General features: G+C 65.8%; 6 protein-coding genes and 2 pseudogenes. 5 read left to right on the plus strand and 3 right to left on the minus strand.

What is annotated here, in order from left to right; translation table 11 throughout:
- The first annotated feature begins 137 nt into the window (after positions 1 to 137).
- From DBO33_RS26370 to DBO33_RS26390, 4 genes and pseudogenes are all read left to right on the plus strand, one after another.
- Positions 138 to 632 carry a single-stranded DNA-binding protein gene (locus DBO33_RS26370; RefSeq protein WP_107657473.1) on the plus strand — a complete coding sequence of 165 codons (495 nt, stop codon included), beginning with the start codon at positions 138 to 140 and terminating at the stop codon, positions 630 to 632.
- Between the two features lie 341 nt (positions 633 to 973).
- Entirely contained in the window at positions 974 to 2,179 is a 1,206-nt protein-coding gene (locus DBO33_RS26375) for a hypothetical protein (protein WP_107657474.1), read from the plus strand.
- Between the two features lie 368 nt (positions 2,180 to 2,547).
- Positions 2,548 to 8,178, plus strand: a complete 5,631-nt coding sequence (mobF, locus tag DBO33_RS26380) for a MobF family relaxase (RefSeq protein ID WP_234391045.1) — start codon at positions 2,548 to 2,550, stop codon at positions 8,176 to 8,178.
- Positions 8,179 to 8,996: 818 nt separating this feature from the next.
- A pseudogene (locus DBO33_RS26390) lies at positions 8,997 to 9,327 on the plus strand (IS110 family transposase); the annotation flags it as partial.
- 89 nt (positions 9,328 to 9,416) lie between these two features.
- On the opposite strand, the gene DBO33_RS26395 reads toward DBO33_RS26390, so the two are convergent.
- The 3 genes from DBO33_RS26395 to DBO33_RS26405 form a co-directional block, all read right to left on the minus strand.
- Positions 9,417 to 9,734, minus strand: a complete 318-nt coding sequence (locus tag DBO33_RS26395) for an NIPSNAP family protein (protein WP_107660599.1) — start codon at positions 9,732 to 9,734, stop codon at positions 9,417 to 9,419.
- Positions 9,735 to 9,857: 123 nt separating this feature from the next.
- Entirely contained in the window at positions 9,858 to 10,130 is a 273-nt protein-coding gene (locus tag DBO33_RS26400; RefSeq protein WP_107657476.1) for a DUF6881 domain-containing protein, read from the minus strand.
- Positions 10,131 to 10,134: 4 nt separating this feature from the next.
- A complete protein-coding gene (locus DBO33_RS26405; RefSeq protein ID WP_234391402.1) occupies positions 10,135 to 14,436 on the minus strand; it encodes an HYD1 signature containing ADP-ribosyltransferase family protein in 4,302 nt (1,433 codons plus the stop codon).
- Here DBO33_RS26405 and DBO33_RS44130 point away from each other — a divergent pair.
- A pseudogene (locus DBO33_RS44130) lies at positions 14,365 to 14,535 on the plus strand (DNA alkylation response protein); the annotation flags it as partial. The gene DBO33_RS26405 and the pseudogene DBO33_RS44130 overlap by 72 nt on opposite strands.
- Between the last annotated feature and the right edge of the window lie 429 nt (positions 14,536 to 14,964).

Consider the following 14,964-nt stretch of genomic DNA (forward strand, 5'->3'; position numbering starts at 1 on the left):
CCCCCACGGCCAGCGAGCCCGCGCATGCCGCCGCTGACGGTTCGGCACCGAGCGGCCATCACGCCAACCAATTTCGATGGCCATCCATACGGCGTCGTTTCGAAACCTGTTCCTCGACAAGTAGGGAGTAATCAGTCATGGCCGGAGACACCGTCATCACCGTTATCGGAAACATCACTCACGACCCGACGCTGACCATCACACCCTCCGGTGCGGCCGTCGTCAATTTCACGGTCGCCTCGACCCCCCGCTATTTCGATCGCAACACCAACGAGTGGAAAGACGGCGAAGCGTTGTTCATGCGCTGCAACGTCTGGCGAGATCAAGCCGAACACGTCGACGCGTCGCTGACTCGAGGAGCGAGAGTGCTCGTCTCTGGTCGGCTCAAGCAACGCAGCTTCGAGACCCGCGAAGGCGAGAAGCGCACCGTCGTAGAGCTCGAGGTCGACGAGGTCGGCCCGTCGCTCAAGTATGCGACCGCCAAAGTCACCCGGGTCAAGCCACGGTCGAACTGGGGCGAGGCAACCAACACCGCCGCAGCCGGCAGCGGAGCTGACGATCCGTGGGTAACAACGGGCTCCCGTGAACCTGCCTTCGCTGGCGCCGGCGCGAGCGACGAGCCAGGCTTCTAACCCCTTGCCCCGTGTGTGCACCTGGTGCACACACGGGGTCTTCGAGTGGGCAGGGATGCCCGTCTGTCCGGTCGTCCAGCCCGAACGAGGGCTACCAGGGCGGCGGCCGACACGGCAGGGCCCGCGCCCGGCATCACCGAATTTCCCTCACGTCCCTGACGGATTCTCCGGTCAGGCACGGAAATTCGGTGCTGCACGCCCAGGCGCGTTCCCTACCGCGCCGACCGCCGCCCTGGTCGAGAGCGCCCTCAGGCTGGCCGCCCGGCCAGCCGACCATCCCCCGTGGATCGTCACGGTCACACGGGGCTGGTTCCTGTCCGCTCGTCCGAAAGGGAAATTCGATGACCAGCACCGAATCACAGACCTTTATCGACGCGCTCACCCACATCGACTGGCACCTCGACGCCGGTCGCCATGCCCAGGCCCGCAAAGAGTTCGAGCGCGCCCTCACCACCCTCGCCACTCCGCAAGATCTTCAGCGACTCACCACCCTGGCCGACGCCTTCGCCAAAGAGCCCTACGTGGTCGCGAAGGCGCGCCTGCGCTCGCTGTATCGACGCTCGGACGCGGAGTTGAAGGCGTGGCTCAACATGTTCGTCACCCGCACCGACCCAGGCTTGTTCCGCCCGGTCGAGGACAAGCCGCGCTGGATCACGGCCGTCCCGATCACCGCCGTCAACTGGAAGGTCCGCCGCATGGTCGCCCGCGACCCCAACCGCATCCAATACCGCTCCCCCTCGGTCGCCACCGAGATCGCCGCCGAGATCGCCTGGGAAAAGCCCGAGCACATCGCCGCGCTCAAAGCCAAGCGTCGTCCGGTGCGCGAACCGCGTCTCGTCACCGACTACATCCGCACCCGATTCCTGCGCGACGCCCAACCCGCGTTCGAACCCTCGGCGTGGGATCGCAATTACGTCCGCCAAGTCGCCGAGCAGATCCTCGCCGAACGCGACCGCGCCGGGTTGCGCACCCGCGACGACTTCGACCCGATCTCGATCGCGGCCACCCGCACCGGCATCGATGTGCGCGACGACGACCGACCGGCGTTCCAAGCCAACGGCAACGGGTTGGACTACGACCGCACCACCGTGCCGCCGTTGCAGGGCTGGGTGTGCGTGTACTGCTTCGGCGAACGCGCCTGCTCCGATCACTTCCGCACCGACACCGACGGGCAGCGCGTCAGCGACGACGGACTCTGTGAGTACTGCCATGACAACGGCCGACCCGGAATCGCCGCCCTCCCGGCCGGGTTCACTCTGGCCGAGGAAGTCACCGCCTACTGCCAGTACCTCACCGACCACTACCCCGCCGTCGCGCCCGCACTGCTCGACTCCTTGCGCGAGCGCTCGACCGGCATCGTACGCGGATTGGTTCTGGCCTTCCTCGACAATCGGCACCGGGTGAACGAATCGTCAGCACCCGTCACCACCTTGACGCCGGTGGCACTGCGTCGGGCACGCTGCCGTTCCTGCTACGCCACCGATCGCCTCGTCGACACCCACGACCTGTGCGAGACCTGCCGCACGCACTACCGCATCGCCGCCTGATCGTCCCGCACCGCCCGCACTAGGCCGGGCATCCAGTTCCCGGTCCGCCGCAGTGACCACGCCTGCGGCGGACCGGCCACGACCTACTCTCCTCTGCCGGAACGAGCACCGCATGTCACGACCCATCACCCACTCCTCACCTCACGCACCCACCCCCACACCTCCGCGCACCCTTCTACTTCCAGCACCCCACCTCTCCATCTCTCTCCTCTTCCACTCTCACCTCCCTCTCCACCCCTTCTTTCACAAGCAGACCTCTTGCATCCAGGATAACGATTCGATAACGACCAGGGAGTTTGCTGGATTTGATACTAAATAGGCAAGTCTGGCGCCTGGACTAATTCTCGGTTCGGGTGCTTGCTGGAGATATGACCGCGACGATTCATAAAGTCGTGGCAGGCAATGGGTATCAATACTATCTCCGTAATGTCGCCGCGAATGATGTGTCCTCTCGTGGCCGCTCCAGCCTTGCTGACTATTACTCCGCGCACGGGGAAGCTCCGGGACGCTGGCACGGCTCCGGCCTGGCCGCGTTAGGACTCCACTCTGGTGACGAAGTCACCGAAGAACAGATGAAATCCCTGTTCGGACTGGGCCGTCATCCGAACGCCGACGCGATCGAAGCCAGCGTCTACGACGAGCAGATCCGCCTCGGTGCCAAGCACAAGGACGCTGTCCGTGCCGCCGATAAGGCGAGTCGTTTAGGTAACCCGTTCCGGGTTTATACCGAGGTTTCCGAGTTCCGAAAGCGGTGTTCCGAAGCATACGCTGAACACAATAAAGCGAACGGATGCCACCCGGACGACACCATTCTCGAAGAGGATCGGGCGCGGATTCGGACGCATGTCGCGTTCGATATGTTCACAGACGAGTACGACCGGCCACCGATTGATGCGCGCGAATTGTCGGGGTGGGTGGCCAAGAACTCGCGCCCGAACACCACCGCCGTCGCCGGTTTCGACATCACTTTCTCCCCGGTGAAGTCGGTATCGGTGCTGTGGGCCGTAGCGCCACGATCGGTGTCGGAGAAGATCGAGGCCGCCCACCACGCCGCTGTCAAGGATGCGTTGCGGTGGCTAGAGAAGCACGCGATCTTCACCAGGCTCGGCCGTAACGGTGTCCGGCAGGTCGATGTCGAGGGCTTGGTCGCCGCGGTTTTCACCCATCGCGATAGTCGCGCGGGTGATCCGGACCTGCACACTCACGTGCTGATGGCCAATCGGGTGCGCACGCTCGATGGCAAGTGGCGCACCCTCGACGGTGCCACGATCTACGCGGTGTTGGTGACGGTCTCGGAGATCTACAACACCCGCCTCGAGCATCACCTCGAGCGGATGGTCGGTGTGGAGTTCGCCGAACGCGCCGACCAGGACCCGTCCAAACGCCCGATCCGGGAGATCGTCGGTATCCCAGCGGCGTTGATCAGTGCGTGGTCGCGGCGCGATACCGCGATCAGCGCCCGGCTCGGGCAGCTCGCCGCGGAGTTCCAAACCCGCCTCGGGCGTGAGCCGACGCCGAAGGAAATGTTCGACCTGGCCGAGATCGCCACGTTGCAAACCCGTCCGGTCAAACACGTGTTGCGCTCGCTCGCTGAGCAACGCTGCACGTGGCGGGTAGAGGCTCAGCAGCTGCTCGGTGGCCGGGAAGCGTTGGCGAGCATGATGAGCGCGGCGTTGAATCCGGTCCGTGTTCCCCGTCCGACGATCACGGGGCAGTGGATCACGCGCACCGCCGAGCGGGTGGTCGAGGTCGTGTCCGAGCACCGCGCGACGTGGCAGGTGGCGAATCTGCGCGCGGAGATCGAACGCCAACTTCGCGGGCAGGTGGCCGGCGAGGATTGGGAACGTGTCGCCGAGGCAGTTTTGGCCGAGACCATTTCCCCGGTGCTCGCCGTCGCCTTGCCCGATCCGGATCTGACCGATCAACCCGAACTCCGCACGGTCCCGACCGTGTTGCAGCGTCGCGACAGCACCAGCGTCTACTCCTCAGCGCTGTCGCAGCGCTATACCTCGGCCGACATCTTGTCGGTCGAGGCGCAACTGATTGAGATGGCGGTACAGCCTGGTGCACGCCAGCTTGCGCCCGACATCGTCGAGACTGCGGTGCGCGAATTCAACACGGCCAACCCTCAGCGCCGCCTCAATGCCGGCCAGATCAGCGTGATCGAGGGCTTCGCCAGCTCAGATTTGCGGGTCCGCACGACCAACGCGCCCGCGGGATCAGGTAAGACCACCGCGATGGCGGTGCTGGCCGATGCTTGGCATCGCAGCGGTGGGCAGGTCCTCGGGCTGGCGCCGACCGCGGCCGCGGCGGCGGTGCTCGGTGAGTCGATCCATGTGCGCGTCGAGACCGTCGACAAGGTCCTCGATGTCTTGAGCAACCACACACCGGGCCCCGGCAACCCGGCGCTCGAGCGTGAATTTCCGCCGCCGTTGCCGCAATGGGTCCTCGATATCGGCGCCGACACGTTGGTGATCGTGGACGAGCATGTCAAAATCGGCAACCGGAAACGTCTTCGCCTGCTGCGGTTTCTGGCCGATCGCGGTGCCACGATCCGCTGCATCGGTGATCCCCGCCAACTTGCGGCGATCGAAGCCGGCGGCGTCGACGCCGACATGGACGCCGCCACTCCTGAACCCGCACTCACCCTCAGCCATGTCGTGCGATTCGACTCCGGCGCCGAAGCCACCGCGAGTTTGCAGCTACGCGAAGGCGATCCCACCGCGCTGGGCTGGTACCTGGACAACGGTCGCATCCACTCCGGCCATCAAGGCGCCACACACGACGACGCGTTCGCCGCGTGGACCGCCGACCACCTCACCGGTCGCGACACCATCATGCTGGCCGCCAACCACACCGTGGTCAGCGAACTCAACGCGCGGGCACGCGCCGACCGCCTCGCCCGCACCGGCGCCCCGGTAGGTGCGCAGTGCGTCCTGATCGACAACAACGCGGCCTCGGTCGGCGACACTATTCGCACCCGCCGCAACAATCCGCGGTTGCGGTTGGGTGCACGCGATTGGGTGCGTAACGGCTATGCCTGGACCGTCACCGCGGTCCACGAGGACGGCAGTCTCACCGCCATCCATCAACGACCCGGCGGCGAACTCGGCGACAGTGTCTGGCTTCCGGGCGACTATGTGGCCGAGCATGTGCGCCTCGGGTACGCCACAACGATCGATTCCGCGCAGGGAATCACCGCTGACACCTGTCATGTCGCGCTCACCGGAAGCGAGTCGCTCCAACAACTCTACGTCGCACTCACCCGCGGAGTCTTCGCCAATCACGTCTACGTGCCGACCGCGTTGGACGGTTCGGAAGGCTCCTTCTGGTCCGACCCGGCCGTGTATCCGCGCACCGCCGTGGAGATTTTGTTGCGCGTTTTCGGTCGAGACGGCACCCAAAAATCAGCGCACACCATGCTGCGTGACGCACTCGACCCGCACCGGCGTCTGGCCCGGGCACTCGATATCTACCTCGACGCGATCGGTCTCGCCGCCGAAAACGCCCTCGGCCCCGACGGTCTCGAGCGCCTCGACACTGCTGCGGACGCGCTGATTCCCCACCTCACCGACTATCCCGCCTACCCAGTCCTGCGCCAACACCTGGCCACCCTCGCACTGTCCGGGCGCGACCCGATCACCGCGCTGCGCGATGCCGCCGATGCCCGCGAACTCGACACCGCCGATGACGTTGCCGCCGTGCTGGACTGGCGTCTGGACTCTTCCGGCATGCACTCCGCCGGCCCGGGACCGTTGCCGTGGGCGGCCGGGATACCCGAGGGGCTGCGCGCCGACCACGACTGCACCCAACTCAGCGTCCGCGCACGCATCGTGACCGACCTCGCCCACCAGATCCGTACCGACGCCCGCACATGGACACCCGCGACAGCACCGCGCTGGGCGCGCCCGCTCATCAGCGCCGACCCGCAACTGGTCGAAGAACTCGCCGTGTGGCGCGCCTCGCTACAGGTCGATGACCCGGACATGCGCCCGACCGGGCGCCCCCGCTACAGCGTGCTCGAACGCGAACACCAGCAACTCCTCGACACCCGCGTCACCACCGCGCTCGGCGACCCGCACAACCCGGCCAACAAGTGGGCACCCGTGGTCGAACGCATCGAAGCCCGTGTCGTGGCCGACCCGTGGTGGCCGCTCATCGCCGACAAGATCGAGGTCGCCGCCCGCGCCGGAATCGACATCGAAACCCGCCTCGCCGACGCCGCACCGGCGCGGCCGTTGCCCGATGAGATGCCTGCCGCCGCCCTGTGGTCACGCCTGGAACTCGAGCCGTCCGCCCTCGACACCCCTCACGGCCACACCCTGCGCCCGGACTGGCTCACCGACCTGCACGCCGTGCTCGGCGAGCCCGCCGCCGAACATGTCATCGCCGACCCCGCCTGGCCGCGCCTGGTCGCCGCGATCGACCGCGGACTCGGCAACGGATGGACACCCCACGACCTGCTCAGCGCCGCGCACGAACTCATCCTCAGCGCCCAACCCGACGGCGCACCCGCACTGCGCCCCGACCAACTCGCCATCGCCCTCGCCTGGCGCATCGACGCCCTCCAACACGAACCCGCCCATTCCCAACCCGCCGACACCCCGGACTCGACCATGAACCCAGACAGCAATCCCCCCGACCACCGACCTCCCGCTACCACTCGCCACGACACCGCCGACCAACCGCCAGTCCCGCCGTCCGCCACCAACACTCCGACCGCGACCGCACTCTCGGAGCAAGTCGCCACGATCGCGGCGCTACTCGCAGCCGGGGACACGCAGGCCGCCCGGCGTAGCTTCCGCGAGCTCACACGCGATCTCACCGACGCCCAACGCGACATCATCGAACGCGTCGCAACCGTGCTCTACCGGTATCCATTCATCAACGCCACCGCCCGATTGCGGTGGGCCGCAAACCGCTACCCCGAACACCACGACCTCATCACCGCCTGCACCCCCACCGACGACCCACACACCTACCGGCCAACGCCCGTCCATCCCAAACACCGGCCACCACGCGACCACCGCGAGGTCCCCGCCCAAGATCACCCCGATCAGATCGACCCCACCCGAACCCGACCACTGGCCTCCGACGCCGAAACCGCCGCCGCACACCAGCACCAGGACTATCGCGACACCCGCGGCGACGTCGACGACGACCCCAAAAACTGGCCGATACCCCGAGGCGTCGACCACCCCTACTGGGTGGCCAAAGCCCACCGAGACCTCATCCCCAACGGACCCGAATACGCAGAAGGCGAACCCGACCACGACAAATTCGCCGTCCGCAGAACCCGAGCCCTGCCGTGTGTCACCTGCGGAATCGGACGCGCCGTCAACGACGCCATCCCGAAACATCCACGCCGCAGCGACGACGGCCTGTGCGCAGAATGCCGCGACAACAACGAAACCCCCATCCCCGACCACCACCCCGCCGACCACATCCGCGCCCGCTGCGACCACATCGCCACCACGCATCCACCCAACACCCTCCGCGGCCTGCTAGCCCGGGATTGGCACGCCGCCGCAACCCTCGCCGAACGACTCGCCATCAGCACCTGGGTCGACACCCATCCGCTGCCAGACCGCCCGACCACCCAACCTGCCGCAGCCAATGACCCCCTCGCGCAGAATCCGTTGATCAGGCTCACCGACGCCCAACTCCAACAGCACATCAACGACTTCGAACTACGCATTGCTCTGGCAGACAACGACGCAGTCCTCTACGGCCCGGCGCCCGAGTCACCCAGCATCGACACCGATCAATCGCCATACCAAACGAGCGAATCAAGCACCGACAACCCCGAACAGATCACCGAATACCAGCAGCGCATCGATGACCTACGCACCGAACAACAACGGCGTACCCAACTCACCCCCGCACAACAAGCCAATGAACGTCAGCTACAGCAGCCATCACATACCGCCGACGACAGCGACTTCGAGCTCCCAGACGACCCGGCAACACCTCAACACGACATCGACTTGGGACTGTGAACAGTCCCTTCAAGCTGAACTGATCGAGGCTGGCCACCAACGTCCCAAATGCCGATTCCCAGACAGATCGAGACTAGGGCGGACTGGGCCACCACCAATCTGTAAGGGCCTCACCAGCGGTTCCTCATCTGCCGGAGGATCAGATACGGGGCATCGGCAGCCCCGTACAGGCTCGGCGGGCTTGGCCGCGGTCGCCTTGGAGGGGGAAGGTTCGGGTACTTCCTCCGGAGCTCGTCGAAAATCCACTCCTCCTGCGCCAAAGCTTCGCTTTGCTCCTTCTGCTGCCGCGCCAAACCCTCCTTACACCAACGGTCTCTAGCACGGTGCTCCTTGACGAAACTGATGAAGATTGCGAGGAGTCCCAAGCCGACAAGGCCAACAGGGACCACCAACACCAAGAGCTCCATACCCAAGTGTTGCTGGACAGCTCATGATCCGGCAGCGATCAGTCAGTCTTGACAGAGACCCGCGCCAGGCGTCCCTGCAGTGCCGAATACCGCGCCTACTGAACGGGCCCAGCGTGAAACAGCGGAACGCCACCCCTCCGTGTCGATCCCTCTACCTCGACCATCGGTTCCCAAATCTCCCCGTTACCTTCTTCGTGGGCCCGGACACGGGCTCACGGTCGCCAGGCCCGGTATGACTAATTCCCCTGTCTTTCTCATGATCCGGGGGGTGGTGTCGCCGGGTCATGGTGGCGTCGACGGACCACTGATGGGGACAGGGCTGCTGGTAGGTCTCTTCGTAACGTGGGTGCCGGGCGTTGACGCTTGATCGGGCGGCCGTCCGAGATTCTCGACGCGATGAGGAACTGCGAAGTGGCACAGGCGTATGCCGTGTTCTGCGGCATTGACGTGGTTAAAGGCGAGCACCATGCCGTCGGTCTCGACAGCAACGGCAAGCGGTTGTTCGACAAGGCACTACCCAACGACGAATCGCGGCTACGAGCAGTCTTCGACCAACTTGCCGCCCGCGGCCCGCTGCTGATCGTGGTCGATCACCCAACACCATCGGCGCGCTGCCGGTCACGGTCGCCCGCGCCTGCGGCCACGATGTGGCCTGTCTGGCTGGGTTGTCGATGCGCCGTATCGCTGATCTCTACCCGGGCCAGGCCAAAACCGACGCGCGCGCGACGCCTACATCATCGCCTGGCCCGACGCCGCTGCGATGTCCTCTACGCCATGCTCAAAACCAAAGAGCCATCTCGCAATTCCGGCGAAGCCGCGTGAGAGTCGGCATCATGACGCCAGGCCGGCCAGCTCCTCGATCGCGGGCGCCAACCGCATGAAGATCTCGTCTTTTTCGGTGAACAGCGGGGGCAGCCGACGGCGATATTCCTGCGCCCGCTTGGTCTCCGGGTCTGCAACGACGGCGGCCTGAACCCGTTCATACGCCTCCCGACTGTCGTATTCCCAGACCGCGACAACCCGCGCATCCTCGGTCTCCCACCGCCCGACCAGACGCGCGCCATGACGCAGCTGGACGGGCAACAGGTGTTCCTGAAAGAAGTCGTGGAAGATCGCCAGATTCTCCTCGACAGCCCGATAGATCCGCATCCGATAGATCACCATTGCCCCCGTTCGAGCCTCATCGGAACCAACCGGTCACCATGCTGCCACGACACGAACCACCCGACCCGATTGACGAAATCCATAGGGCCACCCCGGGTGAGGCATCGTCTACTGAGCTCTGGACCACTCTGTCTCGAACTCGTCTCGTGTTATCTCTGCAGCGTCGAACTCCGGTTGGCTGGTGATCTCGTCGACGGGTGCGATCGGTATCTCCGCGAGTCCGGCGGTGGCTGTTTCGTGGTTTTCGTCGGCCCATTCGCGGTGTCCGTCGCGGTAGACCTGGACACGGCGTGTCTCGTAGTTGTCGTCGCCGACTTCGTGGAAATAGGAAACCGGCTCGTCGTCGAAGTCGTGGTGCCAGATGACTTTCACGTATTTCATGCCTTTAGTTCCTTCCCGATCGAACGATTCGCCCTGTGAGATCGAGGGGTTCGGTGTTGGGGACGACGAAGACGCCGGGTCTTCCTTGGACGACGGTGAGTCCGGTGACGTCGATTTCCAGAAAGTGGGAGAACTTGGCCCCGGCCCAGGGTACGCGCAGGAAGGCGGCGGATAGCTGGGCTGGTGTTCGGGTGCCTGGTTCGATGTCGGTGAGGTACTGGCCGTCTCCGTATCGTGCGTCTTTGGGATTGTGTTCGCGTAGTGAGGGTCGTAGCTCTTGGCTGTCGAGGATCGCGTCGTGGCCTTGCTCGTTGGTGTAGTGGTACAGCGAATTCGGTGTGGGGTCCGCCGGTGTGTGGGCCGGGGCGGGGCTCGAGGGGTCACCGGTTTGGGTGTTGGAGCATTCGTTCGGGATCAGGCCGAGGGGATCTGACCATGTGGTGGGGTTGTACGGGTAGGTGCTGGGGTTCGCGGCCGCGGTGAGTCCGAGTGGGTCGGTGGTGAGGTAGCGACCGGTGGTGGGGTCGTAGGTGCGGTGCAGGTTGTAATGCAGTCCGGTTTCCGGGTCGTGGATTTGACCGGGGTATCGCAGCGGTGTGGCGGCCTGGCCGGTCCAGTCGGTGTTGCCCCAGAGGTCGGTCGTGGCGGCCGCGGCGCTGTGGGCGGTGTCCGGGTCGATGAGTTCAGTGGGTGCGCCGACGAGGTCGGTGACGATGGCGTAGAACTCGCGGTCGATGGTGTCTTGGTCGGTTGTTTGAGTGATCGGTGTGTGTGAGTTCGGTTGGTATTGCCAGCGTGTAGTGGTTGCTTCGCTGGTGGTTTGTTCGAGGAGTTGAGTACCGTCCCAGGTGTAGTCAATACGTTCCAGAACGGTGCCGTCGGCGGCGAGGTGTTGTTTGGTGGTTCGCCGGCCGAGGGCGTCGTAGGTGTAGTGCCACCACTGGCGGTCCCGGGTCCAGACGTCGGTGAGCTGGTCGAAGCTGTTGTAGCGGTAGTGCCAGATGTCAGGTTTGCGGGACAGCCTGGTGGTGGTCTTGCGGATCAGTCGGCCGGATTGGTCGTAGTGGTAGCGCGTGCGACCGTCGCGGATGAGGAGGTTGCCGCGGTATTCGCGCGTGGTGGCGTTGTTGTCGGCGGGGTGCGTCGGGTGTGCGGTGGTGATTGGGTCGAGGTCGATGGGTGGTTGATCCTGGGCGCCGGTGCCCCTGGCCGACGTGGTGTTGGTGATGTTGCTGAGTGCGTCGTAGGTGTAGTTCTCGGCGGTCGCGCCATCGTGGGTGATGGTGGTGACTCGGCCGATGGGGTCGAGGTCGTAGTCGTAGCGTTGTGGGTCGCGTTCGGTGTGGGTGAGGGTGTGGCTGGTGAGGTATCCGTCGGGGCGGTAGGAGTATTCGTCGTGGCGTAGCCGGCGAGGCTCGGGCCGGGGGGTTGTGTGGAGGTCCAGTGATGCCCGGGGGAACCCGGTGACGGTTTGCGCCGCGACTCGGCTACCGCGGGAAAAGTCGAGTGCGACGGCGACTTCCCCGACCTGCCAGCCGGTGAGCCGACCGAGCGGGTCGTAGGCGAAGGTCAGGGCGTGGTCATCGGCGGTGAGGTTGCGTACACGGCCGGTGAGGTCGTGGGTCCAGGTGGTGGTGGCGCCGGTGGGGCTGGTTCGTCGTGTCCGGTGTCCGTGGTCGGTGTATTCGTGGCGCATCACCGGTTGGTTGTCGAGTTTCTGGGTCGCCAGTTTCCCGGTCGGTGTGTAGGTGAATTCGAGTGTGTGGGTGGGTTTTTCGCCGGTGCCGGTGATCGCGGTGAGGATTCGTCCTGCTGGGTCGTGGGTGTAGCGGACCCAGTCGCCGGAGTCGGAGCTGATTTCGGTCAGCCGACCGAGTGGGTCGTAGCTTTGGTGCCGGGTCTCGCCTGTCGCGGCGGTGATCGTGGTGACGCGTCCGGCGTCGTCGTGGGTGTATCGGGTTGTGGCGTGGTTGTAGTCGGTTTCTTCGACCAGGCGCCCGGCGGTGTCGTAGGTGTAGGTCCAGGTGTGGCCCAGCGGATTGGTGACTGCGTTGAGCCGTCGTTCGGTGTTCCAGGTGTAACGGGTGGTGGAGCCGTCTGGCTCGGTGCGGGTCGCCAGTAGATCGAAGGCGCCGTAGGTGAATCGGGTGGTCTCACCCGCGGGGTTGGTGTGGGTGAGGATGTTGCCTTCGCCGTCGTAGGTCCATGATTCGGTGGTGCCGTCGGGGTCGGTGCGGGAGTGCAATGTCCCGTGTGGTGACCAGTGGTAGTGGGTTGTTTCGCCGAGGGGGTTGCTCACGCACACGGGGCGGCCTGCCGTGTCGCGGTGAATACAGGTGACACCGCCGTAGGGGTCGGTCACCTCGATGGGCAGTCCTGCGGCGTTGACGTCGATGGAGGTGCGGGCGCCGCCTGGCTGGGTGATCGTCGCGAGAGCACCGTTGGCGTGGTAGGTGTATTCGGTGCGCGCCCCGGTGGCGTCGATGGCGGCGACGAGATTGGCATGCCGGTCGTATTCGTGGCGCCACACGGTCCCGTCAGGGCGGGTGATGGTGGTGGGCCGGTTGCGCCACAGGTATTCCAACGCGACGGTGTGTCCATCGGGGCGGGTGAGTTCGGCGATGTCACCGTCGGCGGTGTAGCGGTAGCGGGTTGTGCCGCCGTCGGGTGCGGTGACCAGCAGCGGGTTGCGCTCGGCGTTGTAGTCGATGTGGGTCCGGGCACCGGCGGGGTCGATGAGGTCGCGGAGCTGGAGTTCGCGGTCGAAGCCGTGGCTGGTGACCGCGCCGAGGGAGTTGGTGATGGTGGTGAGTCGTCCAGCGCCGTCGGCGAATTCGTGATATTCGAAGTCGGTGTTCAACACCGCCCCGGTGCCGCGCTGGAAGATCACGCGGCCGGTGTCGTCGTAAGTGTTGACCATCTGGTTGCCGTTGGAATCGGTCCACGACGTCATGCGGTAGGCGTCGTCGTAGGTGTAGCGCATCGTGGCACCGGCCCCCGAGGTGACCGCGACGAGCATGCCTCGGTCGTATTCGAATTCCTTTACACGCGTGGCTGTTTCACCGTGCTCGGCTGGGTCGAGGAGGGACAGGCCGGTGATTCGTCCGGCGGTGGTGTCGATTCGCAGGTGGTAGCCGCCCGAGTGTGAGACCGCGATGGGCTCGGCGTCGGTGTTGTAGTGGAAGCGGATGCGGTTGAGGTGCCGGTCGGTGATCGCGGAGACCGCGTAGTTGCCGAGGCGGGATTCGATGCCGCCGAGGGCTGGTTCCGGGGCGAAATGCCAGAGCAATTCGCGGTCTCGATCGTGGATGCGGTAACCGCCGGTCTCGGTGCGGGTCAACCTCCAGCGTTGTCCGCCAGTGACCGGCGCGACCGGTTCGCCGGGTGCGGCGTGGGGGTAGGCGAGCAGGAGTCCGTCCTCGCCGATGAAGGTCACGCCGTGGTGGTCGGCAACGAGGCGCATGTCCAGGGTCGAGGACCAGCACGGCCCGAACCAGCGGCCGAAGCGATAGTTCGAGCGGTGGGTGCGCCGCAGGACCAGCGACAGGATCCCTGGCAGGTCGATGTCGGTTTCCGGGAGCAGGAACTCACCGGTCGCGATGTCGACCGGGTCCTCGGTGCAGGTCTTCTGTTCCGGGGTCCGGTCGGATTCGTGGCCGGGCTGCTCGGCGTGGTCGTAGGCGTTCTGGTCGGCCTCGGCGCGCTGCTGCGGACTCGTCTCCGCCGGGGTGTGGTCCGGTGCGGGGTGAGTGCTCGGTTGATCGTTATTACCCGGGTAGGTGTCACCGCCGTGGTCGGTGGTGGCGGGTGATTCATGGTGCGGCGCAAGCGGTGTGGAGTCGGTACCGGGGTGGCTCGAGTCGGGCTCGGGGTGGGCTATTGGTGTTCGGTCGGTGTCAGGGTGTGGTGTTGGTTCGGTCTCGCTGTGCCGTGGCGGCGGGTCAGTGTCCGGGCGCGCCGCCGAAGACGGCTCATCGGGGCGCGGTGATGAGGAGGCATCCGGGTCGGCGGGCCGTGCCGTGGGAGCCTGGTCGTCGGCTCGGGACGGCGCCGTATCGGTGTCAGGTCGCTGCGGAGTTTCCGGCGCACGGTTGGCGGGGTCAGTGCGAGGGCCGGGGGCCTCCGATTGTGGTGCGCGGGCATCAGGTTGGGTGTCCGGCGGGGTGTGCGGTGCTGTCGCGTATACGCATCTGACGCCGGCGGCGAGATGCAGGGGGGGGAGATGGGGGGGGGGCGGGCGGAGGGGGGGGGGGGGCTGGCCAACGAGTCCCCGCCGGTGCTGCACACGCACGACCGCTACGGCCACCGGGTCGACGAGGTGGAGTTTCATCCGCACTGGCACGACCTGATGAATGTCGCTGTGTCGCACGGCCTGCACGGCGCGCCGTGGCTGGACGAGCGACCCGNCGTCATGGGTGGCCGGTGTTGTTTTCGGCGCGGGTGTGGGCGTGTGGGTGCCGAGGCTGGTGGCGCGGTCGGTGATCCGGACGGCGTCTTCGACCTTGTTGACTGCTGTGGCAGTGGTTTTCGCGACACCGGCGCCGCCGGTGGCCGCGGTCAGCAGAGCATCACCGGTCAGGCTGCCCGCGAACTCGAAGGGGTTTCGCCGGGCATCGGAGAGCACCGAGGACACCACCGTGCCAGGATCGGCGGCGGCCACGACCAGCCCGGTGCCCAGGTTCGACATGCTCGACAAGTATTCGGCCGGATGGGTGAGGTTGTAGGTGTCGGTCGGATTCACCGTCCGCACGAACTGCACCATCGAGGTCAGGCTCGTCAGCACCCCTGAGTTGAAGCTTTCCTGGCCGTATTGGTAGACCTCGGCGAGATCGCT

The sequence above is a fragment of the Nocardia suismassiliense genome (genome assembly GCF_900269665.1).
GTDB lineage: Bacteria > Actinomycetota > Actinomycetes > Mycobacteriales > Mycobacteriaceae > Nocardia > Nocardia suismassiliense.